Source organism: Streptomyces sp. NPDC048612, from assembly GCF_043199295.1.
Lineage (GTDB): Bacteria > Actinomycetota > Actinomycetes > Streptomycetales > Streptomycetaceae > Streptomyces.
Genome location: NZ_JBICVV010000002.1, coordinates 20,583 through 44,819 on the forward strand (window position 1 = coordinate 20,583; position 24,237 = coordinate 44,819).

19 protein-coding genes are annotated in these 24,237 nt (G+C 72.0%); 10 read left to right on the forward strand and 9 right to left on the reverse strand.

Annotation, left to right across the window (positions count from 1 at the left end):
- Positions 1-152 precede the first annotated feature (152 nt).
- On the forward strand, positions 153-1,565 hold the full coding sequence (gene radA / locus ACGFN2_RS03465) for a DNA repair protein RadA (protein WP_362611356.1): 1,413 nt from the start codon (positions 153-155) through the stop codon (positions 1,563-1,565).
- A gap of 125 nt (positions 1,566-1,690) precedes the next feature.
- Positions 1,691-2,815, forward strand: coding sequence for a DNA integrity scanning diadenylate cyclase DisA (gene disA / locus ACGFN2_RS03470; protein WP_362611353.1), 1,125 nt, complete (start codon positions 1,691-1,693; stop codon positions 2,813-2,815).
- Here disA and ACGFN2_RS03475 read toward each other — a convergent pair.
- Positions 2,812-3,318 carry a pyridoxamine 5'-phosphate oxidase family protein gene (locus ACGFN2_RS03475; protein ID WP_393357214.1) on the reverse strand — a complete coding sequence of 169 codons (507 nt, stop codon included), beginning with the start codon at positions 3,316-3,318 and terminating at the stop codon, positions 2,812-2,814. The genes disA and ACGFN2_RS03475 overlap by 4 nt on opposite strands.
- 94 nt (positions 3,319-3,412) lie before the next feature.
- Complete coding sequence (locus ACGFN2_RS03480; protein WP_393357216.1) at positions 3,413-4,699, reverse strand: globin domain-containing protein; 1,287 nt, start codon at positions 4,697-4,699, stop codon at positions 3,413-3,415.
- 316 nt (positions 4,700-5,015) lie between these two features.
- Between ACGFN2_RS03480 and ACGFN2_RS03485 the strand changes: the two genes are divergently transcribed.
- Positions 5,016-5,714 carry a response regulator gene (locus tag ACGFN2_RS03485; protein WP_393357218.1) on the forward strand — a complete coding sequence of 233 codons (699 nt, stop codon included), beginning with the start codon at positions 5,016-5,018 and terminating at the stop codon, positions 5,712-5,714.
- Positions 5,715-5,781: 67 nt separating this feature from the next.
- On the opposite strand, the gene ACGFN2_RS03490 is transcribed toward ACGFN2_RS03485, so the two are convergent.
- From ACGFN2_RS03490 to ACGFN2_RS03505, 4 genes are all read right to left on the reverse strand, one after another.
- The gene (locus ACGFN2_RS03490; RefSeq protein WP_393357975.1) at positions 5,782-7,437 is read right to left on the reverse strand and encodes a GAF domain-containing protein; all 1,656 of its coding nucleotides are present in this window, start codon (positions 7,435-7,437) and stop codon (positions 5,782-5,784) included.
- A 589-nt stretch (positions 7,438-8,026) separates the two neighbouring features.
- Complete coding sequence (locus ACGFN2_RS03495; protein ID WP_393357220.1) at positions 8,027-9,013, reverse strand: NAD-dependent epimerase/dehydratase family protein; 987 nt, start codon at positions 9,011-9,013, stop codon at positions 8,027-8,029.
- A gap of 276 nt (positions 9,014-9,289) precedes the next feature.
- Positions 9,290-10,105, reverse strand: coding sequence for a hypothetical protein (locus ACGFN2_RS03500; protein ID WP_393357222.1), 816 nt, complete (start codon positions 10,103-10,105; stop codon positions 9,290-9,292).
- Positions 10,106-10,628: 523 nt separating this feature from the next.
- Positions 10,629-10,958 carry a hypothetical protein gene (locus ACGFN2_RS03505; RefSeq protein WP_393357224.1) on the reverse strand — a complete coding sequence of 110 codons (330 nt, stop codon included), beginning with the start codon at positions 10,956-10,958 and terminating at the stop codon, positions 10,629-10,631.
- An 804-nt stretch (positions 10,959-11,762) separates the two neighbouring features.
- On the opposite strand from ACGFN2_RS03505, the gene ACGFN2_RS03510 reads away from it, so the two are divergent.
- Both ACGFN2_RS03510 and ACGFN2_RS03515 read left to right on the forward strand, forming a co-directional pair.
- Entirely contained in the window at positions 11,763-12,722 is a 960-nt protein-coding gene (locus tag ACGFN2_RS03510; RefSeq protein ID WP_362611335.1) for an A/G-specific adenine glycosylase, read from the forward strand.
- Positions 12,723-13,157: 435 nt separating this feature from the next.
- Positions 13,158-13,763: a SigE family RNA polymerase sigma factor gene (locus tag ACGFN2_RS03515; RefSeq protein WP_393357977.1), complete on the forward strand. Its 606-nt coding sequence runs from the start codon at positions 13,158-13,160 to the stop codon at positions 13,761-13,763.
- Between the two features lie 42 nt (positions 13,764-13,805).
- Here ACGFN2_RS03515 and ACGFN2_RS03520 read toward each other — a convergent pair whose 3' ends face one another.
- Positions 13,806-14,096 (reverse strand): hypothetical protein, encoded by a 291-nt coding sequence (locus tag ACGFN2_RS03520; protein WP_393358019.1) that lies wholly within the window; start codon positions 14,094-14,096, stop codon positions 13,806-13,808.
- On the opposite strand from ACGFN2_RS03520, the gene ACGFN2_RS03525 reads away from it, so the two are divergent.
- The 3 genes from ACGFN2_RS03525 to cseC are packed head-to-tail and all read left to right on the forward strand — an operon-like array spanning position 14,017 to position 16,661.
- Entirely contained in the window at positions 14,017-14,628 is a 612-nt protein-coding gene (locus ACGFN2_RS03525; RefSeq protein WP_393357226.1) for a hypothetical protein, read from the forward strand. The two genes, ACGFN2_RS03520 and ACGFN2_RS03525, sit on opposite strands and share 80 nt — an antisense overlap.
- A gap of 9 nt (positions 14,629-14,637) precedes the next feature.
- Positions 14,638-15,348, forward strand: a complete 711-nt coding sequence (gene cseB, locus ACGFN2_RS03530) for a two-component system response regulator CseB (protein WP_362611329.1) — start codon at positions 14,638-14,640, stop codon at positions 15,346-15,348.
- Between the two features lie 8 nt (positions 15,349-15,356).
- Positions 15,357-16,661, forward strand: coding sequence for a two-component system sensor histidine kinase CseC (gene cseC / locus ACGFN2_RS03535; RefSeq protein WP_362611326.1), 1,305 nt, complete (start codon positions 15,357-15,359; stop codon positions 16,659-16,661).
- A 342-nt stretch (positions 16,662-17,003) separates the two neighbouring features.
- Here cseC and ACGFN2_RS03540 read toward each other — a convergent pair whose 3' ends face one another.
- Positions 17,004-18,524, reverse strand: coding sequence for an MDR family MFS transporter (locus tag ACGFN2_RS03540; RefSeq protein ID WP_393357979.1), 1,521 nt, complete (start codon positions 18,522-18,524; stop codon positions 17,004-17,006).
- Between the two features lie 243 nt (positions 18,525-18,767).
- Between ACGFN2_RS03540 and ACGFN2_RS03545 the strand changes: the two genes are divergently transcribed.
- Positions 18,768-19,379 carry a TetR/AcrR family transcriptional regulator gene (locus ACGFN2_RS03545; RefSeq protein ID WP_362610554.1) on the forward strand — a complete coding sequence of 204 codons (612 nt, stop codon included), beginning with the start codon at positions 18,768-18,770 and terminating at the stop codon, positions 19,377-19,379.
- On the opposite strand, the gene ACGFN2_RS03550 is transcribed toward ACGFN2_RS03545, so the two are convergent.
- Positions 19,361-20,020, reverse strand: a complete 660-nt coding sequence (locus tag ACGFN2_RS03550; protein WP_393357229.1) for a M23 family metallopeptidase — start codon at positions 20,018-20,020, stop codon at positions 19,361-19,363. The genes ACGFN2_RS03545 and ACGFN2_RS03550 overlap by 19 nt on opposite strands.
- Positions 20,021-20,760: 740 nt before the next feature.
- Between ACGFN2_RS03550 and ACGFN2_RS03555 the strand changes: the two genes are divergently transcribed.
- Positions 20,761-24,009 (forward strand): NACHT domain-containing protein, encoded by a 3,249-nt coding sequence (locus ACGFN2_RS03555; protein WP_393357231.1) that lies wholly within the window; start codon positions 20,761-20,763, stop codon positions 24,007-24,009.
- Positions 24,010-24,237 lie beyond the last annotated feature (228 nt).

Sequence of the window (24,237 nt, forward strand, 5' to 3'; positions counted from 1 at the left end):
CGAATAGCTCTTTACACGGGCGGCGCGCTCCGTTCACGCCTCCCTGCCGACGCGTCCGCCGACGGCGCCGCCCCCACTCCGGACGATCTTGGAAGGGCCCGCACCACGGGACTCCCGGCGGCGTTGTCGGACCCCGCCGCTACGGTGACCCCATGGCAACGCGTAAATCCGCGGGCAAGGAGCGCCCCTCCTACCGCTGCACCGAATGCGGCTGGACCACCGCGAAGTGGCTCGGCCGCTGTCCCGAGTGCCAGGCGTGGGGCACGGTCGAGGAGTTCGGCGGCGCCCCCGCGGTGCGCACGACCGCACCCGGCCGGGTCACCACCGCCGCCCTGCCCATCGGCCAGGTCGACGGCGCGCAGGCCACCGCCCGCTCCACCGGCGTCCCCGAACTGGACCGCGTCCTCGGCGGCGGGCTGGTCCCCGGCGCCGTCGTCCTGCTGGCCGGCGAGCCGGGCGTGGGCAAATCCACCCTCCTGCTGGACGCCGCCGCGCGGTCCGCCTCCGACAAACACCCCACCCTCTACGTCACCGGCGAGGAGTCCGCGAGCCAGGTACGGCTCCGCGCCGACCGCATCGGCGCCCTCGACGACCACCTCTACCTGGCCGCCGAGACCGACCTGTCCGCCGTCCTCGGCCACCTCGACACGGTCAAGCCGTCGCTGCTGATCCTCGACTCCGTGCAGACCGTCGCCTCCCCCGAGATCGACGGGGCGCCCGGCGGCATGGCCCAGGTCCGCGAAGTCGCCGGCGCCCTCATCCGCGCCTCCAAGGAACGCGGCATGTCCACCCTCCTGGTCGGCCACGTCACCAAGGACGGCGCCATCGCCGGACCCCGCCTCCTGGAACATCTCGTCGATGTCGTCCTCCACTTCGAAGGCGACCGGCACGCCCGCCTCCGCCTGGTCCGCGGCGTCAAGAACCGCTACGGCACCACCGACGAGGTCGGCTGCTTCGAGCTGCACGACGAGGGCATCACCGGCCTCGCCGACCCCTCCGGCCTCTTCCTGACCCGCCGCGCCGAACCGGTGCCCGGCACCTGCCTGACCGTGACCCTGGAGGGCCGCCGACCCCTCGTCGCCGAGGTCCAGGCCCTCACCGTCGACTCCCAGATCCCCTCCCCCCGCCGCACCACCTCCGGCCTGGAGACCTCCCGCGTCTCGATGATGCTCGCCGTCCTGGAACAGCGCGGCCGGATCAGCGCCCTCGGCAAACGCGACATCTACAGCGCCACGGTCGGCGGGGTGAAGCTGACCGAGCCCGCCGCCGACCTCGCCGTGGCCCTCGCACTGGCCAGCGCCGCCAGCGACACCCCCCTGCCGAAGAACCTCGTCGCCATCGGCGAAGTAGGGCTCGCGGGCGAGGTCAGAAGGGTCACCGGAGTCCAGCGGCGGCTGTCCGAGGCGGCCCGGCTCGGCTTCACCCACGCCCTCGTCCCCGCCGACCCCGGCAAGATCCCCGACGGGATGCGCGTCCTGGAGGTCGCCGACGTCGGACAGGCCCTCGCGGTGCTGCCCAAGCGGGTCCGCCGGGAGCCCCCACAGGAAGAGGGCGCACGCCGGTAGACTTTGCCCTGGTCTCGCCCGTCACCGCAGAATTGCCTGTCGGCCACGTACGCTCCGGTGGTACGTCAACCACGGCATGGGCCGGGCGGCCTGCGGACCGACAGACCTTGCGACGGAGGAGTGCAGTGGCAGCCAACGACCGGGCATCGACTCCCGGCAGGTCCGGTGGCAGTTCCGGCACCGAGAGCCTGATGCGCGCCTCGCTGAGCGCCGTCGCGCCCGGTACGGCCCTCCGTGACGGCCTGGAGCGCATCCTCCGCGGCAACACCGGCGGGCTGATCGTGCTGGGCTTCGACAAGACCGTCGAGACCATGTGCACCGGCGGCTTCGTCCTCGACGTGGAGTTCACCGCGACCCGGCTGCGCGAACTCTGCAAACTCGACGGCGCCCTGGTCCTCGACAAGGACATCACCAAGATCCTTCGGGCCGGCGTCCAGCTGGTCCCGGACGCCTCCATCCCCACGGAGGAGACCGGCACCCGCCACCGCACCGCCCAGCGCGTCTCCATCCAGGCCGGCTTCCCCGTCGTCTCCGTCAGCCAGTCGATGCGCCTGATCGCCCTCTACGTCGACGGCGAGCGCCGCGTCCTGGAGGAGTCCGCCGCGATCCTCTCCCGCGCCAACCAGGCCCTGGCCACCCTGGAGCGCTACAAGCTCCGCCTGGACGAGGTCGCCGGCACCCTCTCCGCCCTGGAGATCGAGGACTTGGTGACGGTCCGCGACGTCACCGCGGTCGCCCAGCGCCTGGAGATGGTCCGCCGCATCGCCACCGAAATCGCCGAGTACGTCGTCGAGCTCGGCACCGACGGCCGGCTGCTCACCCTCCAGCTGGAGGAACTCATCGCCGGCGTCGAGCCCGAACGCGAACTCGTCGTCCGCGACTACGTCCCCGAGCCGACCGCCAAGCGCTCCCGCACGGTCGCCGAAGCCCTCGCCGAGCTGGACGCCCTCAGCCACACCGAACTCCTCGAACTCCCCACCGTGGCCCGCGCCCTCGGCTACAGCGGCGCCCCCGAGACCCTGGACTCCGCGGTCTCCCCCCGCGGCTTCCGCCTCCTGGCCAAGGTCCCCCGCCTCCCCGGCACCGTCATCGACCGCCTCGTCGACCACTTCGGCGGCCTCCAGAAGCTGCTCGCGGCCAGCGTCGACGACCTCCAGGCCGTCGACGGCGTCGGCGAGGCCCGCGCCCGCTCGGTCCGCGAGGGCCTCTCCCGGCTGGCGGAGTCCTCGATCCTGGAGCGGTACGTCTAGGACACGTCACCCGGCTCACGGCGCACCCCCTGGGAACGCGCGGTGAGCCGGACGCCCGTGACCAGCGCGGGGCGGATACGCAGGGCGTGCTCCCGCGGCCCGTCCGTCCAGGGGCGCAGCGCCTCCCGGTAGTGCGCCAGATCCTGCGGATCGGTGACCGGCCGGCAGTAGCCGGTCACCACCACGCTCCAGCCGAGGTGCGTCACGGGGTCGAGCGCGTCCGCCTCGTAGGCGACGACCACCCCCTCGCCGACGGCCTGTCGGGCCACCGACGCGAGCGCCGCGCCCTCGTGCGTACGGAGCACGATCTCGCCCCGGTGCAGCAGATGGTTGACCGGGCGGATGGCCGGCAGCGCGTCCCGGGTGAAGACGATCCGGCCCAGCGACACACTGCCGAGCAGCCACAGCGCCTCGGCACGGTGCAGCGGGACGCTGTGCCGCGGCCCCGCGCCCCCGGCCGCCCGGTCCACTCCGGCACCGGACCGCAACGAAGTGTCGTTCACCCTGTGCTCCCCTTGTCCGCCGACGCGATGACAAGCCCAGTAGACGGTCAACGGGCACCGCGCACCAGGGCCGTTCGGCCCCGGCCGGACGGGGTCAGGCGGCCGGCGAGTCGAGGACCGGGTCGTACCGGAGCTGCCCGGCCGGCACACCGGCCGCGGTCAGCCCCGCCACCGTGGCACCGACCATCGCGGGCGGACCACTGACGAAGGCCAGATGACCGGACCAGCCACCACGGCGCGCCACGGCCTCCGCCACCCGGCCGCCGCCCCGCCCGGCCCCTTCGCCGATCACCGGGACCACCCGCAGCCACCGGTGCCGGTCCGCCCACCGGGACAGCACCCGCGCGTCATACAGCTCCTCGCGGCTGCGGGCCCCCAGGAACAGCTGCACCCCGCGCCGCTCCCGCACCCCCGGCCCGGCGCCGCCGCCGACCCCGGCCCGGCGCAGCGCCAGCTCCTCCAGCAGCGCCTTGACCGGGGCCCACCCCGTGCCGCCCGCCACCATCAGCAGCTCCCGGGCACCGTCGTCGTCGAGCGTCATCGTCCCCTGCGCGGGCCCCAGGCGCAGCGTGTCCCCGACCCGGGTGTGCGCCACCAGCACCTCACTGACCCCTCCGGTGCCGGTCTGCCGCACATGGAACTCCAGCTCGTGCGCCGGCCGCGGGGCGCACGCCAGGGAGTACTGCCGCCAGGCCTGCGGCAGCAGCGGCGACTCGACCGCGGCGTACTGGCCGGCCCGGTACGGATACGGCTCCCCGGTCCGCACCCGCACCACCGCGAGATCCGGGCGGCGCAGCTCATGGCCGACCACCGTGCCCCGCCAGTAGGCCGGTTCGGCGAGGGTGGCCTCCGCACCGGCGGCCATCGCCGCCACCGCGAACCGCAGCATCCGCACCCGCGCCTGCTCCGCCTCCGCGCTCCAGCCCGGCCCCGCGGTGTCCCGCAACGCCACGCACAGGGCGGCCTCGAACGTCTCGAAGTGCACCGGCCGCACCCCGAGCTTGCGGTGGTCCCGGCCCAGCCGGCCGAAGAACGCGGCCACCTCGTCCGGGCGGTGCAGATTCCCGATCAGGTAGCGGAACGCACGGGCGAGATGGGACCGCTGGAACTCCATCGACGCGGGAAACAGCCGCCGCAGCGAGGGCCGGCGCGCGAACATCTCGTCGTAGAGGCGGCCGATCAGCACGTCGAACGGGGTCACCAGCGGCAGACCGGCCTCGATCAGCCGTTGGTCGGCGGCACCGTCGTAGGGCACCGCCGCCGCTGAGTCCGGCTCCGGTACCCGGTCCTGGCCCAGCATCCGCCGCCTGAGCCGCATCGCGTCGTGCCGGGCCAGCAGGGCGTGGTACTCGCTGCCGACGGTGTCCGTAGATGCCTGCATGAGCGGACCTCCTGGCTGCGACGACGGCCTCCGGCGAGACGCCGGGGGATGCCGTCGTCCGGGAAAGGGGCGCCAGTATGGCACCGGGCCGTTGTGCCCCACCGGCCCTCCCCACCAGGGCCGTTCGGCCCTTTCGCGCCCGCCGCGCAGCCCGCGAGACTCGGCACCGGGGCCCGTACCGAGCGGTCCCGGAGTCCGTACCGGGCGGCCCCGGAATCCGTACCGGGCACGCCACACCCCCGCCGGGGCCGGACACACTGGGAAACCCCCCGACGGACGGCATCCCGCACGATCCGGGCGACCGAGCGAGCACTGAATGAACCTGCCTACCGCACCCACCGCACCCCTGCGGGTCTTCGTCCTCGACGACCACGAGGTGGTCCGCCGCGGAGTGCGTGACCTCCTCGAAGCGGAGGAGGACATCGAGGTCGTGGGCGAGGCGGGCGACCGCCGGCAGGCCCTCGCCCGGGTACCGGCCGCCCGCCCGCAGGTCGCGGTGCTCGACGTCCGCCTCGGCGGCGGCGACGGCCCGGCCGGCGATCACGAAGGCATCGAGGTGTGCCGGGAGTTGCGCGCCCGGATGCCGGAGCTGGCCTGCCTGATGCTGACCTCCTTCGACGACGACGAAGCGCTCTTCGACGCCATCATGGCGGGCGCCTCCGGCTACGTCCTCAAGCAGATCAACGGCTCCGGCCTGGTCCACGCGGTGCGCACGGTGGCCGCGGGCGAATCCATGCTCGACCCGCGTACGGCGTCCCGGGTGATGGCGCGGCTGCGCGGCCCCCGCGAGACGCCCGCGGCACCGCCGTCGGAACTGGACCGGCTCTCGCCCCGGGAACGGGAGGTACTGGAGCTGATCGGTGCCGGCCTGACCAACCGGGAGATCGCCGACCGGCTGTTCCTCGCGGAGAAGACCGTCAAGAACCGCGTCTCGTCCATCCTCGCCAAGCTGGGCGTGGGCCGCCGCGTCCAGGCGGCGATGGTCGCCGAACGGGTACGGGGGGAGCGGGGCTGAGGGGCGGCGCGGGACGGTATAGGGATACGGATAGCGATACGGATAGGGCTACGGCTACGGCTACGGATCAGCCCGTGAGCGGGACCCGCCACACGATCCGGGTGCCGCCGGACTCCGGCGACCCGACCGTCAGGCGGCCCCCGTGCATCTCGGCCCGCGCCCGCATATTGGCCAGCCCCCCGGTGTGCGGCGCGCCGCCCACGCCCACCCCGTCGTCCACCACCGTCAGCGTCACCTCGTCCGCCACGGTCAGCGCGACATCGAGGCGCCGGGCGCGGGCGTGCCGGGCGGCGTTGCTGAGCGCCTCCGCGGTCACCGCCAGGATGTGCGGGGCCAGGTCGCCGGGGACGTCGGTGTCCGCCAGGCCGTCGATCCGCAGCGACGGGGTGAAGCCCAGCGTGCGCGAGGCCGTCCGGACGGCCTCGGTGAGCCCACGGCGCAGACTCGCGCTGTCGGCGCCGTCCCCGGCCGTGCGCAGCTCGAAGATGGTGGACCGGATGATCTTGATGGTGGTGTCCAGATCGTCGACCGCCCGCCCGACCCGCTCCACCGCCTCCGGACGGTCGATGAGCCGGGTCGCGCTCTGCAGCGTGATACCGGTGGCGAACAGCCGCTGAATGGCCAGATCATGCAGGTCGCGGGCGATGCGGTCACGGTCGTGGAAGACCGCCAGCTCCTCCGACTCGGCCCGCCGCCGCCCGAGTTCCAGGGCGATCACGGCCTGATCGGCGAAGCCCGAGATCAGCTTCACCTCGCTCTCGTCGAAGGCCGGCCGCCCCGCCAGCCGGCACAGCCGCAGCGCCCCGCACCCGACGTCGACCTGCAACGGCACGGCTACCACCGGCCCGTACTCCTCGTCCGCCGCACCGCCCGAACCGCCCGGACCCCCCGGACCGCCCGGACCGCCCGGACCGCCCGGACCCAGATGATGGGCTCGCGGATCGCTCCGCACATCGGGGCTGACCACCGGCTGCCCGGTACGCGCGGCCCTCCCGGGCAGCGATCCCTCGGCCGGCACGGTCAGCCCCGCGATACGGCTGGCGCCCACCCCGTGCGCCACCGCCACCGTCAGCCGGTCCGGCTCCGACGGCGCCGGCAGCAGGACCGCCGCACAGTCGGCACCGGCCACCTCCAGGGCCCGCTCCGCGATCAGCCGCAGCACCTGGTCCGCCGCCGTACCGGACAGCAGGCTCCGGGTGATCTCCGCCAGGGCCTCCAGCCACCGCTCCCGGCGGCGGCTCTCGTGGTACATCCGGGCGTTGTCGATCGCCACCCCCGCCGCGATGGACAAGGTGGTCACCACAGCCTCGTCCTCGGCGTCGAACGAGCCGCCGCCCCGCTTCTCGGTGAGGTAGAGATTGCCGAACACCTCGTCCCGCACCCGGACCGGCACCCCCAGGAACGTCCGCATCAGCGGATGGTGGTCGGGAAACCCGTGACTGTGGGGGTGGCTGGTCAGATCGGTGAGCCGCAGCGGCTCGGGACGGCGGATGAGCTCGCCGAGGATGCCGCGGCCGCACGGCGACGGGCCGATCGCCGCGATCAGCTCGTCGGCCATCCCCACCGGCAGGAACTGCGAGAGCCGCTGCCCGTCGCCCACCACACCGAGCGCCCCGTACTCCGCGTCGGTGAGGGTGACCGCCGCCTCCACGATGCCCCGGAGGACCTGCGGCAACTCCAGACCCCGCCCCAGCCCCATCACGGCGTCCAGCAGACTGCGCATCCGGTCCGCCGGCGGACGGGGGTGCGGCCAACGCGCCTGAGGTGCGGGCCCCTTCGGATCGGACATGACCGCACTGCCCCCCACTGCCCCGAAACCGTCCCCGACCAGCAGCGTACGCGAGCACCACGACCGCCCCACCCGGTCCCACGGCGAACCGGCCACCCCCTCCCCCAGGGCCACCCGGCCTACGGGAAAGGGCTGTTCGGCCCTGGGCCCCCGGCACCCCCACGACCGACCATGGTGCCGCCGGGAAGGGCCGAGTCTCCCCCGTGCTCATGTCACGGCCCTTTCCGGCGCCGGGGGGAGTTCGGCTGGTTTGCGATCCGGTTCCACGCGGGGCTCTACGGACGGGCGCTGTACGGCGGGGCCGGCGGGCAGGCCGGAGGGGCCGACTCCCTTGGCTGACCGGACCGATGGGATGGACGGGGCCAGGCCGCCCCTGACTCCCGCTCACCCCGGGCAGGGCCACGGCCCGACCGACCCCGCTCACCCTGCCAGGACCACGGCCGGCCCCGGCCCGCTCATCCCGTCGGCGCCACACCTCGCTACCCGCCAGAACCGTTCACTCCCCGCCGGCTGGGCCACACCCTCACCCCTGCAGGACCGCCGTCTCCTTCTCCGGGCTCAGCCCCACCACCGGCCGGTCCGGGCGCTGCGGGGCCACCCCGCCGATGCTCCGGAGCCAGGCCCAGGTGTCGGCGACCGTCTCGCCTACGGGACGACAACGCAGTCCGGCTGCCAGGGCCTTGGACACATCGGCCCCGAAGACCGCGTTCCTCAGCTCACCGTCCGCCGGCCAGACCGGGAGTTCCCTCCAGGGCTCGACACCGGCGGCGAGAACCTCCTCCGGAGCGGTCCAGCGCAGCTCGGCGTCCGCACCGGTGGCCGCCACACAGCTCTCCAGGAACTCCCCCATCGTGGCGTGCCCCGCCGCGCTCACCAGGTTGTACGCACCACCGCGCCCGGCCTCCAGCGCGTCGAGCGTCCAGGCGGCCAGGTCCCGGACGTCGATGTACTGCAGCGCCAACTCCCGCGGCCCCGGCGCGAGGACCGGGCCACCACGGGCGATCCGGCCCAGCCACCACGGCAGCCGCCCGATGTTCTCGTACGGCCCGAGGATCAGCCCGGCGCGGAGCAGCAGCGCCCGCTCCCCGAACGCCTCGGTCGCGGCCAGTTCACCGCCCCGCTTGGCCTGCGCGTAGTCCTCCGCGTCCGTGGCGTCGGGGGACCCGGCCGCCAGCGGGGCCTGCTCGCCGTACGGGGAGGTGGGCGGAAACGCGTACACCGAGGTGCTGGAGACATAGGCGTAGCTCCCGACCCGCGGGGCGAGCAGCCGCGCCGTGTCCCGCACCGCCGACGGCGCACCGCTCCAGGTGTCGACGACGGCGTCCCATTCGCCCTGCTCCAGGGCCGCGAGCCCCACCGCGTCGCCACGGTCACCGTGCAGCGCGGTCACCCCCTCCGGCGGGGCGTGCTTCCCCCGGTGGAACACCGTGACCTGCCACCCCCGCGCCAGCGCCGCCTCGACGACCGCCCTGCCCACGAACTCCGTACCACCCAGCATCAGTAGCCTCATGACGCGACTGTGCCGGACCGTGGTGGCCGGGGCCAGCGGCCCACGCTCTCAGCGGAATCCCTCTGAGCAGAACAACCGGAAGACAACCGTCCGCCCCGGGGTGGCCCTCGGCTTCACCCCAGGGCCCGGTCCCGTGCCCCGGCGCCCAGCCGTCAGCCCCAGCCTTCACCGACCTCAGCCGTCACCAACGACCGACAGCGTCTACCGCTTGGCTCTCAGCACTCGGCCCTCATCGGTTGGGCTCAGCGCTTGGGCTCAGCCCTCAGCCCTCAGCCCTCAGCCCTCAGCCAGGACGAACGTCGTGCGGGCCGTGTCCAGCCCCGGCACCTTGGCCTCGATCTCATACTTCCCGGCGGGCACCTTGGCCGCACTCGGCGTGCTGCACTGCGGGGCGCTGGCCCGGCGGTCCCACTCGATGGTGCGCTCCACGGCGCCCTTGGCCGGCACCTTCAACAGCGCGGGCGCGGTGCCCGACGGGCAGTCGTTCGAGGCCCACACCGGTTCGTCACCCGCGGCATCGCTGATGGTGAGCACCGTGGCCTTCTGCCCGAGGTCCACCTTGCAGGCCGCCCCGGCCGCGTTCTCGACCGTCAGCTCGAACTTCGGCCGGGCGCCGGGCGCGTAGGAGTGCTTGAGGCTACGAAGATCCAACTCCGCCTTGCCGGAGACACAGTTGGGAAGCGAGACCCCTGCCTGAACGGCGTTCTTACCGGACCCCTGCCCGATCGGCCCGCCCCCGGAACCGGAACCACCGTCCCCGGAACCGCCCCCGGAACCGTCGTCATCACCGCCCGGGGCACCCGAGCCACCCGAACCGGAGCCCGACCCCTCGTCATCGCCCGACTCATCGCGCCCGCCCGGCTTTTGGTCGCTCGCCGGGCCACTGGCGGAAGGCCCCGGCGTGATGGACGTCGCGGGGCCCTTGCCGTGCGCCCCCTTGCCCTCATCGCCGCTCTTCCCGGCGCCCCCGCCCCAGTTGAGAGCCCACACCACCAACAGGGCGAGCAGGACGACGATGGTCAGCGCAACAGCCCTCCGCCGCCAGTAAATGGAGGAGGGAAGCGGCCCGATCGGATTGCGCAGTGATCCCACGCGGAAACTCTACGAGAGATCGGCCCCCGCACCGGCCAGTACCCGCCGCATCCGGCTGCAACTTTTCCCATGATCGGCCCGGAGCCACCACCCCACCCCCACTTCCACCCCGAAAACGCCTGAACCCCGCCGACCCTCGGCCCACTTCCCCCCGGCCGCACTTTCACCAGCCGCCCCCGCGCCGACCACTGACAACGCCACAACGATCTTGGCCCGCAGGCCCGTTGATCGTCACGGGCCCACCACCTCGCCGTCTCGGCGGACCCGCCTGCCCCAGCCACCCCAACCGCCCCAGCAACCTCGGCTGCCCCGGTCGCCCCAGCCGCCCCAGCGACCTCGGCTGGCTCGGCTGGCTCGCCAACCCAGCCGCCCCTCCGCCCCAGCCATCCCGTCCCAGCTACCTCGGGGCCCTCACCACCCGGGCCACCTCACCTCACGGGCCGCCTCACCGCCCGGATCGCCTCAGCGCCGGGCCGCCTCACCGCGCCCGATCGCCTCACGCCCGGGGCCGCCCCAGCGGGGCTCACCGCCCCGACCACTCCTCCTTGTGGCCGAAGCCCTGTCCGTTGTCGATCAGGCGCAGCCAGTCGGGGCGCAGCTCCCACAGCGTGGTCCGCTCCAGGGCGGCGCGCAGCCGGTCGCTCGCCGCAACGAACGGGAAACGCTCGACATAGACCTGCCAGCCGACCGCCCGCTCAGCCCCGGTCAGCGGGCGGCAGGTGCCCCTCCCCTGAATCCCCGTCAGGCCGCTCCACTCCTGGCCGTCCCGCTGCGCCGTGAACGCGACCCGCGCACCGGCCTCCGCGAGGGCCCGGCCGTGCCGCGTCGTGGCCGCGGTGACGAAATACAACACGGGCCCGGCATCGGCGGGCCCATGACCGGCAGAGACGGAACCGGGGCCGTGACCGTGGTCGTGGTCGTGACCGGCGGGCCCAGCGCCAGCCGCCTCACCACTCTCCCCACAACCCTCCGCCGCACCGGCCGCACCGCCAGCTTCCCCGCCCTCCGCGTCGGTCGCGTACAGCACCGCGCAGGCCTGCGGCCCGTCCTCATCCACGTACGCGAGCGTCATCGTCGTATGCGCGGCCAGCGCACGCCGGATCGCCGCCGGGCAGGCCGGGCCACCGACCGCCCCCACACCTCCCGGCCCAGCCGAGCCACCCGCTCCGGCCGAGCCACCCGGTCCGCTCGACCCGCTCGGCCCTCCGGCTCCACCCGCCCCCGCCGCACCCTTCGCACTCACCACGCCGTTCGCACTCCCCGCGCCATGCACACGCGCGGCGTCACCCGGCGCTGCCCCGCCGCCCCCGCCCGCGCCCTCGCCCGTGCCGTCGCCTGCACCCTCGCCCGCGCCTTCCGGTTCGCTCATCTCCGCCATGCCCGCATCCTTGCTTGCCGCCTCCTTCTATTCCAGCAACGATTACTGAGAGTAGTCAGTTCCCGCCGGGGCGTGGCCGCGAGCGCCACACGCCGGGCCCACGCGCCCGCCCCCGCACCCACCACCCCGCGCGCCTCCCCCTCACCTACCCACCCCCTCCCTACCCCCCAGTAGCCACCCCCCAAGACCCCCCAGCCGTCCTGCGTGTGGGTGGCGTGCGGCGGGGCGGGCCCGGTGCGTTTCCTGGGGGGCGCCGGACGTGCCAGGATCGGCAGTGCCATGACTTCGACGCCTGTCACCACCACTGCCACGACCGCCGCCGCCGAGACCGCTTCCGCCGCCGACGCGGCCGCGGAAGCCGCCGACGGGACCGTGCTGCACGGCCCGGTCACCGACTGGTTCGACGAGCACGCCCGCGATCTGCCCTGGCGCCGCCCCGAAGCGGGGGCCTGGGGTGTGATGGTGAGCGAGTTCATGCTGCAGCAGACCCCGGTCAGCAGAGTGCTGCCGGTCTACGAGCAGTGGCTGGCCCGCTGGCCGCGCCCCGCCGACCTGGCCGCCGAGGCGCCGGGCGAGGCGGTCCGGGCCTGGGGCCGGCTCGGCTATCCGCGGCGCGCCCTGAGGCTGCACGCCGCCGCGTCCGCGATACAGGAGCGGCACGGCGGTGACGTGCCGCGGGAGCACAGCCAGTTGCTGGCGCTGCCCGGTGTCGGCGAGTACACGGCCGCGGCGGTGGCGTCCTTCGCATACGGGCAGCGGCACGCGGTGCTGGACACGAATGTGCGCCGGGTGTTCGCCCGCGCGGTGGCGGGCCGCCAGTTCCCGCCGAACGCCACCACGGCGGCGGAGCGCAAGCTGGCGCGTGCGCTGCTGCCGGAGGACGAGCAACTGGCGGCGCGCTGGGCGGCGGCCACGATGGAGCTGGGCGCGCTGTTGTGCACGGCGCGTGCTCCGGAGTGTCACCGTTGTCCGATCGCCGCGCAGTGTGCGTGGCGGCAGGCCGGGTCTCCGGCGCACGACGGTCCGCCGCGGCGCACCCAGTCCTATGCGGGTACGGACCGGCAGGTGCGCGGCAAGCTGCTGGCGGTGCTGCGGGAGGCGGTGGCGCCGGTGCCGCAGCAGGTGCTGGACGCGGTGTGGGACGAGCCGGTGCAGCGGGCGCGGGCGTTGGACGGGCTGGTGTCGGACGGTCTGGTCGAGCCGTTGGCCGGGGGCCGGTACCGGCTGCCGCTGACGTAGCGCGGCTGTCACGCGGACGGGTAACAGGAGGCGCGGTTGCTTCGGCGGCCGCGCCTCCTGACGTGACGGACTCCTGCCTGACCCCGACGTGGCAGACCCCTGCCTGACCCTGGCGTGACGAGCCCCTGCCTGACCCTGGCGTGACGGGCCCCTGCCTGATTGGTTGTCACCTTTCGGGCAGCTTGACCGGAAGGTGACTCGATACGGCCTGAAGGAGGCCCCTCGTCGAGCGTCGTTGCCGTCGTGTCGCGGCCGGTAGGCCTTGTGGCGGGGGTGCTTCTCCCCCCGGAGGAGGACGCGTGGGGGCCCGCTGTCCGTCCGAGGTATGACCCCTGGCGCGCTGTTACACAACCGAGGGTTTTCCGTGTTCTCGCTGTGGGGCCCACGCACATTACGTCGCAACACCCTCTCCGTAGCGTCTTCCTCGTGCTGGAGATGACCGCCAGCACGGTCAACGTGGGGAAACGAAAGCGGATCGGAGGCGTCGAGATGGCGACCAGCGGCGGCAAGGTACTGGACTTCGAAGAGTACGTTCGTACGCGGCAGGAGGCCCTGCTGCGGAGCGCCCGGCGCCTCGTGCCCGATCCGGTCGACGCCCAGGACCTGCTGCAGACGGCCCTGGTCCGCACGTACGGCCGCTGGGACGGCATCGCGGACAAGTCGCTGGCCGACGCCTACCTCCGCCGCGTCATGATCAACACGCGGACGGAGTGGTGGCGGGCGCGCAAGCTGGAGGAGGTGCCGACCGAGCAGCTTCCGGACGCGAGTGTGGACGACGGCACCGAGCAGCGCGCCGACCGTGCCCTGCTGATGGACATCCTCGGGGTGCTGGCGCCGAAGCAGCGCAGTGTGGTCGTGCTGCGGCACTGGGAGCAGATGAGCACGGAGGAGACCGCGGCGGCGCTCGGGATGTCGACGGGTACCGTCAAGAGCACGCTGCACCGTGCGCTGGCGCGGCTGCGCCAGGAGCTGCAGATGCGTGATGTCGACGCGCGGATACTGGAGCGTGGCGAGCGGGAGCGGGAGCGGTGCGCGGCCTGACGGGTCGCGTACGGTCCGCGGGGCACGGCACGGCACACGACATCACCCCAGATACCACACGAAATCTATCCTTACCGGTGAATACGGGCAGAACGACAGGTGCCTTACGGTTCCGGGCCCGACGCGCGACAATCGCGTCAGGAGCAGCAGCGGGATCAGCGGCTGTGCGAGCAGCACGGTGAGCGGGAGCGGATTGTCCAGGAACAGGTTGACCAGGATCGGGTTGACCAGATGCGGCGCGGCCACGGCAGGGGTGGCCGCCGTCGGTCTTTTGCTGGCCGGATGCAATCCGGGGGGCGAGGGTGTGCGCAGCGAGGGCTCCGCGAGCAGCACCCCGGTGCCCCCCAAGGGCCCGGTGAGCGGCACTCCCAGCCCGGCCTCGACCGCGGACTACAAGAAGGTCGACGCGGTCCAGCTGCTGAAGGACGACCCGGAGGTCGGCGCGTTCGTGAAGAAGTCGCTCGGCAAGCCGTGCGCGGCGGACGAGTACCCGGTCGAGGTGACCTATGCGTCGCTGACCGGCGGCAAGGCCCCTGATGTCATCGTCAACGTGATGACCTGCGCGGATTCCGTCGGGATCGGCTCGTACGTCTTTCGCAAGCGCGGCGGCGCGAAGGGCGGGTATGAAAACGTGTACACGAACGAGCAGCCTTCGGTCTCCGCCGCGGTCAACAAGGGCGAGCTGGAGGTCTCGAAGCAGACCTATGACGCCGATGACAAGGTGTGCTGCCCCTCGGGTGAGGACGTGATGCCCTACCGCTGGGAGGGCGGCCGCTTCGTCGAGCACAACGGCTATCACACCGACTACAGCAAGACCACCGTCGAGGGCGGCACGCCGGACGACGGCAACGGAACGGAGGGTTGAGACAACCGCATGGCCGAGACCCATGTGCTCTTCGTCGAGGACGACGACGTCATCCGCGAGGCCACCCAGCTCGCTCTGGAGCGGGACGGTTTCGTGGTCACCGCGATGCCCGACGGGCTCGCGGGGCTGGAGGCGTTCCGTGCGAACCGTCCCGATATCGCGCTGCTCGATGTGATGGTGCCGGGGCTCGACGGGGTCAGCCTGTGCCGGCGTATCCGGGACGAGTCGACGGTGCCGGTGATCATGCTGTCGGCGCGTGCCGACTCCATCGATGTGGTGCTCGGTCTGGAGGCCGGCGCCGACGACTATGTCACCAAGCCGTTCGACGGTGCGGTGCTGGTCGCCCGTATCCGGGCGGTGCTGCGCCGTTTCGGGCATGCGAGCGGCCCGGACCGGGGCGGGGCCGCGGGGGCCGAGGCGGATGATCCGGCCGAGGCGGTGCTGCGGTTCGGTGATCTGGAGGTCGACACGGAGGGCATGGAGGTGCGCAAGGACGGCCGGAACGTCGCGCTGACGCCCACCGAGATGCGGTTGCTGCTGGAGTTCTCCGACGCACCGGGTACGGTCCTCTCGCGCGACCGGCTGCTGGAGCGGGTCTGGGACTACGGCTGGGGTGGTGACACCCGGGTGGTGGACGTCCATGTCCAGCGGCTGCGCGGCAAGATCGGCCAGGACCGGATCGAGACGGTCCGCGGCTTCGGATACAAACTGAGAGGCTGACACCGCCGGTGGTCAGGCTGGCCCTGCGGACGGGGCTGCGATGGAAGCTCAGCGCCGCGATCGCGCTCGTGGGAGCGCTGGTCGCGATCGCGCTGAGCCTTGTCGTGCACAACGCGGCGCGGCATTCCATGCTCGACAACAGCCGTGACGTGCAGATCGAGCGGCTCAACTTCACGCAGAAGATCTTCGAGTCCACCAACCGGCTGCAGTTCGGGGCGAGGATCGACGATCCGGCGCTGCCGCAGCCGCTGCGGGACGAGGTCGCCAAGAACAAGCGGGCCACCTACCTCCAGGACACCGGGCAGACCGCGCCCGAGGTGTGGGCGGCCTCGCCGCTGAGCAACGGCCGGGTGCTGTCCGTGCACGACCGTTTCCCGGACCGTTTCGAGGTGCTGGACGACCTGGACAAGGCGCTGGTGATCGGCTCGACGGCGGTCGTGGTCGGCGGCTGCGCGCTGGGTGTGCTGGTCGGCGGGCGGCTGTCGAAGCGGCTGCGCAAGGCGGCCGCCGCGGCCGGAAAGCTCGCGGACGGCGACACCTCGGTCCGTATCCGCGACGAGGTCGGCAGCGGCCGGGTGCGGGACGAGACCGATGATCTGGCGTGGGCGGTGGACGCCATGTCGGACGCCCTGCAGGAACGGATCGAGGCGGAGCGGCGGGTGACCGCCGACATCGCGCACGAGCTGCGCACTCCGGTGACGGGTCTGCTGACCGCCGCCGAGCTGCTGCCGCCGGGCCGGCCCTCGGAGCTGGTGCGGGACCGGGCGCAGGCGCTGCGCACCCTGGTCGAGGACGTGCTGGAGGTGGCGCGGCTCGACGGTCATGCGGAGCGGGCGGAGCTGCAGGACGTGGTGCTCGGTGAGTTCGTCACCCGCCGGGTGCGTGCGCTGGGCCAGGACATCGTCATCGATGTCGTACGGGATGCCGAGGTCAGCACCGATCCGCGGCGGCTGGAGCGGATTCTCGGCAATCTCATCGCGAACGCGGCCCGGCACGGCCGGCCACCGATCGAGGTGACGGTCGAGGGCCGGGTGCTGCGGGTGCGGGACCACGGTCCGGGTTTCCCCGAGGCGCTGCTGCGGGAGGGGCCGAGCCGTTTCCGTACGGGCAGCAGTGACCGGGCGGGCCGTGGGCACGGGCTGGGGCTGACGATCGCGGCGGGCCAGGCCCGTGTGCTGGGGGCGCGGCTCACCTTCCGTAACGCGGATGAGCTGACCGATGGTTCGACGGGCGCGGTGTCCGTCCTCTGGCTGCCGGAGAACGCTCCGACCAATACGGGGAGCTTTCCGGTGATCCATCTTCCGGATCGTTAGGCGTTGTGGGGGGCTTCCCACGTTGTCGGCTTTCCCGCCGTGGTGGCTCGCGTTGTTTCGGGTCCGCTGCGCGGGGCGTGGGCATCGGGTGATGCTTGCGGGTGCCTCCGCCGTTGCGCCTGCGGCTGGCGGGGGTCCGCTGCGCGGGGCTGTCGGGGTGCGGGGACGGGCCTCCGGGGCCGGTGCGTGGGACTGCTTCGCTTTACGTCCCACACACCGGCCCCTCCGGCCCGTCCCCTCCCGTGGGTGGATGGGGAAAGGCCGGTGGGGGTGCACGTGATCGCTCACGTGCACCCCCACCTGTGCGGCGGCTCAGGCTGACTCAGTCGCCGGTTGTTCGGTTCAGACGGACTCCGGTACCGCGGTGCGGTCCGCGGGGGTGTTCTCGTTCTTGGGGGTTTCGGCCGGGCCGCCGCGCAGGGGGACCTCCTTGAGGAACCAGGCCGCGGCGAAGCCGACGATGCTGATCAGCGCGCCCCACAGGAACACGTGGTGGGTGCCGGAGGCGACCGCGTGCGAGTAGGCGTCCCTGATCATCGGCGGGAGCTGGGCGAGGCCCTTCGGGTCCATCTGGGCGCCGCCGGTGGTCATCTTCTCGCCGGCCTTGCCGATCCGTTCGACCATGGTGGTCTGCACCTGGTGGGTGAAGACCGCGCCGAGGATGGCGACGCCGAAGGAGCCGCCGATCGTCCGGAAGAGGGTGGCGGAGGACGAGCCGACGCCCATGTCCTTCATCTCGACGCTGTTCTGTGCGATCAGCATCGTGGTCTGCATCAGGAAGCCCATGCCGGCGCCGAGCACCGCCATGTAGGCGCCCGAGGTGAAGCGTGTGGTGTCGGTGTCCATCAGGGACAGCAGCACCAGGCCCAGGGTGATCAGGCCGCTGCCGACCACGACGAAGACCTTGTACTTGCCGGTCCGGGTGGTGACCCGGCCCGCGAACAGTGACACGGCCATCATGGCCAGCAGCATCGGCAGCAGGAGCAGGCCGGAGTTGGTGGCCGAGGCGCCCTGCACGGTCTGCTGGAACAGCGGCAGGAACGTCATCGACCCGAACATCACGAAGCCGACCAGGAAGCCGATGACCGTGACGAGCGAGAAGTTGCCGTTGCGGAAGATGTGCAGCGGCAGCACCGGCTCGCTGACCTTGCGCTCCACCAGCAGGAACAGCCCGAGCGCGACCACGCCGAGGACTCCGAGGCCGATGATCTCGCTGGACAGCCAGGCGTACTCGGTGCCGCCCCAGGTGGTGATCAGTACGAGTGCGGTGATGCCGACGGTGAGCAGCGCGGCGCCGACGTAGTCGATCCGGGTCTGCGACCGCTTCTTCGGCAGGTGCAGCACGGCGGTGACCATGACCAGCGCGATCGCGCCGAGCGGCAGGTTGATGTAGAAGCTCCAGCGCCAGCCCAGGTGGTCGGTGATGGTGCCGCCGACGAGCGGTCCGCCGATCATGGCGACGGCCATGACGCCGGCCATCATGCCCTGGTACTTGCCGCGTTCCCGCGGCGGAATCAGGTCGCCGATGATCGCCATGACGCCGACCATCAGTCCGCCGGCGCCGAGGCCCTGGACGGCGCGGAAGCCGATCAGCTGGCCCATGTCCTGGGCCATGCCGGAGAGGGCGGAGCCGATCAGGAAGAGGACGATGGACGTCAGGAAGACGCCCTTGCGTCCGTACATGTCGCCGAGCTTGCCCCAGATCGGTGTCGAGGCGGCGGTGGCGAGGGTGTACGCGGTGACCACCCAGGACAGATGTTCCAGTCCGCCGAGTTCACCGACGATGGTCGGCATCGCGGTGCCGACGATCATGTTGTCCAGCATCGCGAGCAGCATCGCGATCATCAGTGCGAAGAGCACCATCCGCACGCTGGCCGGCTGCTTCTCCTGGCCTGCGCCCGGTCTTTTCTGCACGGCCGAGGCCGGCCCTTCCCCCGTCGGGGTCGCATGTTGCGACTTCCCCATTACTCACTCCCACTTACTTGCCGCCCGGCTAGTTCAGTACAGTGATGAAGGTAGGCGGGCAACTAGCCGGGCGTCAAGTAAGTTTCTCTGGCGCCCCACCGGGCAGCCCTCTGACCAGGACCGACGATGCAGGAGAGCACCATGAGCACACAGGCGCGCAGGGGGAACACCCGTCAGCGCATTCAGGACGTCGCTCTGGAACTGTTCTCCGAACAGGGCTATGACAAGACCTCGCTGCGCGAGATCGCCGAGAAGCTCGACGTCACGAAGGCGGCGCTGTACTACCACTTCAAGACCAAGGAAGACATCGTCATCGGCCTGTTCCAGGACCTGACCAGGCCCATCGACGAGCTGATCGGCTGGGCCGAGGAGCAGCCGCGGACCCTGGAGACCAAGCAGGAGCTGCTCCGCCGCTACAACGAGTCGCTGCGCTCCGCCGAGCCGCTCTTCCGCTTCCTGCAGGAGAACCAGGCCGCGGTGCGGGACCTGAGCATCGGCGAGACCTTCAAAGCGCGGATGCTCACCCTCTTCGGGCTGCTCAGGGAGCCCGATGCGGAGCTGGCGGATCAGGTGCGCTGCATCACGGCGCTGTTCTCCATGCACGCGGGCATGTTCGCGATGCAGAACCTGGAGGGCGACCCCGAGGAGAAGCGCAAGGCCATCCTCGAGGTCGCCACAGAACTGGTCACGGCGGCAAACCCGCCGCACCGCCGGCCAGTCCGGCCGGACTCAGCTCAGACGGTGTCGCCGTGAGCCCGCAGGAATCCGGTCGGCTCGATGCCCGACCCGTAGTCGGGGCCGGTGCGGACCTCGAAGTGCAGGTGGGGGCCGGAGGAGTTACCGGTGCTGCCGGACAGACCGATCTTCTCGCCGGTGCCGACCTGCTGGCCGACGCTCACGTTGATCTGTGACAGGTGCGCGTACTGGGTGTACGTGCCGCTGTCGTGCTTGATCACGATGGCGTTGCCGTAGGCCGGGCCGTCGCCGCCACCGTTGGGGCCGGCCTTGACGACGGTGCCGGCGTGCGCGGCCTTGACCGCGGTGCCGCTCGGCACGACGAAGTCCTGGCCACTGTGGCTGTGCGACCACATGTTGCCGGCCAGACCGAAGGTCGAGCCCAGGGTGTACTTGTCGACCGGCGTCACCCAGGCGTTGGCCTTCTTGGCCGCGGCCTTCTTGGCCTTGGCGGCGTCGGCGACGGACTTGGCCTGCGCGTCGGCCTGGGCGGACACGGTCGAACCGACGCCCGAGGTCAGGTTCTGCAGACCCGCGTCGGCGGCGGTGGCAATACCGGCACCCAGGGCGGCAGTAACGCCGACACCGGCGGCGACAACGGCGACGCGATTGCGCAGCGCGAACTTCTTGGAATTGCGGAGAGCGGTGAACTTCGACATGCGGGTTTTCCTCCAGTGAATTGATTGGTTTCCCGGCTGCGGACCGGGATCGCCATTCCTTGGTAACCCGCCTTCACCGCCCTGCCAAGCGGCCTTTCTACTAACCCGACCCGTACGAGATACCGGGTGACCGAGGCCCTTGCGTGCCCCTCGCAGCTCCTCACGAAACCCCCCAATTCGGACATCTCGCAAGGCCGCCCGAGACCCCTGCGCACCCCCTGAACTGGGCTTTCGCCCATGCGCCGCACGGGCCCCACCCCTCCGACGCCACCCCTCCACCGCAAGCCCCTCCCGCACCCCGGAAAACCCCCGCACCCCGGCGACACGCTTCCCCTAATTCTTTTAGTAGGCCCCGAATCGCCTGTGTGCCATGTCACCGATAACCAAGATCCAACCCCTTTCCACACCCCTTTCGAACCCCCGATCCGCCCTCCGGAACCGCTTCGGCACGGGTAACTCGACCCTTTGTGACGTGGCTTACCCGGCCTTTGTGGCGTGGATTACCCAGCCTTTGTGACCCGGGTTACCCGACCTTTGTGACCCGGGTTACCCGGGCCCGCAAAATGTCCGTATTGGGCGGTAATCGGGGCCGCATATCCGTGAGCGCCGCCACAGTGGTCCGCGCCGCGGGCGAACCTGGCCGATCCTCACCCGCCGCCCCGGCGACCGCTCTAGCCTGGCCGGACGGCAGCACCGGCCACGGGGGCAGCACCCGGGCCACGGGGGAGGGCGAACGCACCATGGACCCGTCAGCAGTAGGTGTCCGGCTCGCCTCCGGCGTGGTCGCACCGCTGGTCAAGAAGCTCTTCGTCAAGGAGGGACCGGGCGCCGGCCTGGTGGCGAAGCCGGTACGGCTCTCCGGGCTGGTGAGCTTCCGGGGTGAGCGGCGAACCCTGTCCGAGCAGGACCTGCACAAGATCGCGGCGGAGCTGGTGACCCGGGCCGTACGGACCGCCGGGCCCGGCGAGCGCCCCGTGCCGGCGGACGAGGAGCGGGCGGTGGCCGAGGCCCTGGCCACCACGCTGCGCGGCCTGGGCGACCTCGACATGGACGACGTACAGGCCGTCCGGCTGGGCGCCGCCGCCCTCGCAGAGCGCCTGGAGGCGGCGAGCCCGCACGCCGTCCGCGGTCTCTCCCGGGACGCCGGGCGGCTGCACGCCACCCTGCTCGGCATCGCCTGCCTGCACATCGTGCACTTCTTCACCCAGCGGTCGGCCTTCGTGGCCCGCACCCTGGTCCAGCAGAGCCGCAGCCTGGACAGCCTGATCACGCGCATGGACGAGTTCCTCGAACGGCATCCGTCGCCGCGGGCCGCGGACGCCGCGTTCGAGCGCGGCTATCTCGCCTACATCGCCCGTAAGCACGGCCGGCTCACCATCTACGGCATCGATCTGACCCACTCCCCGGACCGGTGGCCGCTGGACGCGGCCTACATGAGCCTGGAGGCGACCGCCCCGGCCACCCGCGAGGAGACCGCCGTCAGCCCCTTCGAGGGGGAGCCCGGCCCCCGGAGCGGGCCGCCGGCCCCCGTGCCGGTCCCGGCCGACCACGCGCTGGCCGGCCGCGACCGGGTACTGCTGCGCGGCGTCGCCGGCTCCGGCAAGAGCACCCTCGTCCAGTGGCTGGCCGTCTCCTGCACCAAGGCGCCCGGCGAGACGGCCCTCCCCCACCTCTACGGGCGTGTCCCCTTCGTCCTCCCGCTGCGCACCCTCGCCCGCGACGGGGCGCCGCTGCCCACCCCCGGCCGCTTTCTGACGGCCGTCGGCTGTCCCGTGTCCGGCTCACAGCCCGACGGCTGGGCGGACCGCGTGCTGGCCTCCGGGCGGGCGCTGCTGCTGATCGACGGCGTGGACGAGATCCCGGAACGCGAACGCGCGGCGACCCGCCGCTGGCTGCGCGATCTGTCCGACGCCTTCCCGGACAACCTGTGGCTGGTCACCTCCCGCCCCTCCGCCGTGCGCGACGACTGGCTCGCCACCGACGGCTTCGGCGAGCTGACGCTGTCCGCCATGCGCCGCACCGAGGTCGCCGCCTTCATCGGCCGCTGGCACGACGCGGCCCGCTGCGACGCCGACGACCCCGAACGTCTCGACGCCTACGAGCAGTCCCTCCTGGCCGCCGTCCACACCAAGCAGGACCTCGCCCGGCTCGCCACCAACCCCCTCATGTGCGGCCTGATCTGCGCCCTGCACCGGGACCGCCGCGGCTATCTGCCCACCGGCCGCAAGGAGCTGTACGACGCCGCCCTCGGCATGCTGCTCTCCCGCCGCGACCGGGAGCGCGACATGGCCGCGCCCACCGGCATCGAGCTGAGCGACGAGCCGCAGATCCAGCTCCTCCAGCGGCTGGCCTACTGGCTGATCCGCAACGGGCGCAGCGAACTCGGCCGGGAGCGCGCCGAACGCATCCTCGGCGAGGCGCTGCCGGCCGTGCCCGCCGCCGCCGAGCAGGGCGATGCGACGGCCGTCTTCCGCCATCTGCTGCTGCGCAGCGGCCTGCTCCGCGAACCGGCCCCTGGCACCGTCGACTTCGTCCACCGCACCTTCCAGGACTACCTAGGCGCCAAGGCGGCCGTGGAGGACGGCGACTTCGGACTGCTGGTGGCGCAGGCGGAGGATTCCCAGTGGGAGGACGTGATCCGGATGGCGGTGGCCCATGCACGGCCACGGGAGCGGGTGGAGATCCTGCGGGGGCTGCTGGACCGCGGAGACGGAATCGGGGACGCCACGGCCCGGCTACGTGTCCACCTGCTCGCCCTGGCGTGCCTGGAACACGCCACGGAAGTCGATCCGCGCGTACGGGACGAGGTGAGTGAGCGGGCACGGGCGATTCTGCCGCCGCGCTGTCGCGAGGAGTCGCAGATGCTCGCCGAAGTGGGGCCGCTCGTACTGGAACTGCTGCCCGGTCCGGAGGGGCTGGCCGACGAGGCGCAGGAGGTGGTGGCAACGGCGGCGCTCGTCGGGTCGGAGGCGGCGCTGGAAGTCATGAAGCGCCTCCGGAGTCACCCCGCGTTCGGTGCTCAAGTGCAACTCGCCGTGTCATGGCCGGAATTCCATACCGCCACATATGCCCGGGAGGTCCTCCAGCACCTCGATGCCAAGGTGACCTTCACCGCGACGTCCGCTGCCGAACTGCACTCGCTCCGGACACTCGGCCGGTCACGCATCGCGGTGAGCGGCCCGTTCACCGCCGCCGAACTCCTCGGAGCGTTGCCGCTCGGCCTGCTCAAAAGCCTGAACATCACGGAGAATCCGGAGATCGCCGACCTCGGATTTCTCCGTGAGTTCCCCTCCCTGGAGCAGCTGTCACTCTGGGACTGCCCTGCGGTCGAGAGCGTCGCACCGCTCGCGGATCTACGCCTCCAGAGACTGAGCGTCTCCGGGCCGAACGAGAAAAACGTACCTGTTCCACACGGACTTCACCGCCTGCGTCACATCCACACCCTGCTGCTCCACTGTGCTCTCCCGCCGGAGGGACTGGCCGTGCTGCCCTCCGATGCCCCGTTGCACTACCTGACCCTCAGCCGGCCCGTTGGCGCCGAGTTCGTCGGCATCGCCCGTTGGCCCCGTATCAGAGCCGTCCAACTGCAGCGCCTCACCGATGGCTTCGGCGCGGAACAGTGGGCTGCGCTGGCGTCACTGAGTGAGCTGGCGGATCTCTCTTTCGGTGTGGCGGAAGGGGGCACTCTCCAACTACCGGCCGGCCTCCGGCTTCCACAGGTGAAGTCGCTCAGCGTCATCACCCTGCGCCATCAGGTGTCCGAGATAGGCGACATGCTGAGTGCCGCCCTCCCGGCTTTCCCCGGCGTCCAGAGACTCCAGTTCTACGGCGTCAGGGTCTACGGCAGCACCGACGCCTCCGTCGACCTCTCCCCCGCCTCACTCCTGCCGGAACTCCAGGAGGTCCACCTCTCCTACCTCCGCCCGGCCCCCGGCCACTCCCTTCCTCCACACGTCAAACTCACCCAGTACCCCCGACCCCGCCCGTAGCTCCCACGGGCATCGCCCCCCGCTTCCCCCAAGCCATCGATCCACTGGTCCTCAGGCTCTTCGTCCCCGACGACGGTCGCCGAGCCGGTTGACCGGTATTCCCCACTGTCCGCCCCAAACGAGCCACCTACGCTGAGCCGACTTCGCGGCCCGCCCATAACTGCAGAACGCCGGGGCTTTCGCTCCGGACCGGTCACCTGGTCGAGGCGATTGCCCGGCCGAGGGCCG